Here is a 1,299-nt window from a genome sequence, read left to right on the forward strand (position 1 = left end):
GCGTACGCGCGCCCGATAGAAATCGAAGAACCGATAGCGGCGCGCCTCGATCCACAGCAGCAGCAGGATCAGCAGCATGGCGAACAGCAGCACGCCGTGATGCGCACTGGCCGTCGAGAGTGATACCGAAAGCAGCGCCGCCACCACCGTGATTGCCCAGTTGGTCGTCAGGTCGAGCCGGTCGCGCCATCCCGCCATGCGAGCGATCTCGGCGCGATGGAAATGGGATAGCGTGTTGACGCGCTCCGCCGATGAAAGGACGGGACCAACGGGCTTTGCCGACGCGTCGTTCATGGCATCCTCCGGCAAGGAACAGAACAGTTTGCCGGCAACATCGTTCCAAGACGCGTCACGCAGAGCGGCATCGGCCACTCGTGATCTATCTCGGCTGCACGGCCCTTGAGAATCCTTCAGCCTTCAGCAACATGGCGGTAGGACTGGGAGCGCGAAGATGAGCAAGGCCATTTCCACCGCATCATCGAGGGTCCCGCGCAACACGCCGATGGCGCTGACCGAGGCGTTGGTCGCGCGCACCATGCGTGCTGTCGAGGATGCCGGGCCGACGCCGGGCATGGTTCACATGACCGATGCCGACTATGCGCGCATCCGCGACGAGGTGCTGGCCGGCGCTCCGGCCGGGCCGCTGAAACTATTTGCCTATGGCTCGCTGTTGTGGAAGCCCGCCGGCGAGGTGAGGGGCGGAGAACGCGCGGTGGCCAGCGGCTGGCATCGTTCGTTCTGCTTCACGGTGCAGCGTTTTCGCGGCACGGTCGAGCAGCCCGGCCTGATGATGGCGCTCGATCGCGGCGGCCAGTGCCAGGGCATGGTGTTCGAGATCGCGGAACCGGTGGCGGCTAACCTCGAAGCGCTCCTGCGCCGCGAAATGACCATCCTGCCCGCCGTCAACGTGCCGCGCTGGCTGCAGGTCAGGACCGAAGGCGGCCCATGTCGCGCGCTTGGCTTCGTCGTCGATCCCGCCAATCCGCGTTATGCCGGCAACCTCGACAAGCAGGCGATCGCGGCGACGCTGGTGACAGCCGTTGGTCATTGGGGCTCGGGCGCGCAATATCTTTTCGAGACGATCCGCCACCTCGAAGCCTGCGGCATCCGCGACCGCAATTTGTGGCGGCTGCAGGAACTGGTGGCCGAAGAGATCGGGCTAACATCACAACTCACCCGTCCCTGAGCCATACCAGCATCTCGCCGGGCTCGCGGTTGTCCCAGGCGAAATAAGGAATGGCGGTCAGGCGTGTCTCGGCGGTGGCCGGCGGCTCGGGCCTGTAGAGCCCGTCCTGCCAC

Annotated in this window: 3 protein-coding genes; 1 reads left to right on the forward strand and 2 read right to left on the reverse strand. The window is 65.4% G+C overall.

The genetic code is table 11. The annotated features are described in order from the left end of the window. The coding region (locus tag EOD15_RS34435; protein WP_127409309.1) for a DUF2270 domain-containing protein at positions 1-294 on the reverse strand (294 nt) is incomplete at its 3' end. Between the two features lie 157 nt (positions 295-451). On the opposite strand from EOD15_RS34435, the gene EOD15_RS34440 reads away from it, so the two are divergent. Continuing rightward, positions 452-1,186 (forward strand): gamma-glutamylcyclotransferase, encoded by a 735-nt coding sequence (locus EOD15_RS34440; RefSeq protein ID WP_127322398.1) that lies wholly within the window; start codon positions 452-454, stop codon positions 1,184-1,186. Here the strand turns inward: EOD15_RS34440 and EOD15_RS37415 are convergent. After that, a partial coding sequence (locus EOD15_RS37415; RefSeq protein ID WP_348629448.1) for a hypothetical protein occupies positions 1,173-1,299 on the reverse strand: 127 nt, incomplete at its 5' end. The genes EOD15_RS34440 and EOD15_RS37415 overlap by 14 nt on opposite strands.

Source organism: Mesorhizobium sp. M7A.T.Ca.US.000.02.2.1 (assembly GCF_003996995.1).
Lineage (GTDB): Bacteria > Pseudomonadota > Alphaproteobacteria > Rhizobiales > Rhizobiaceae > Mesorhizobium.

Bases quoted from the DNA above. Each gene is read 5' to 3' on its own strand.
- EOD15_RS34440 (WP_127322398.1), top strand. From the start codon at position 452: ATGAGCAAGGCCATTTCCACCGCATCATCGAGGGTCCCGCGCAACACG.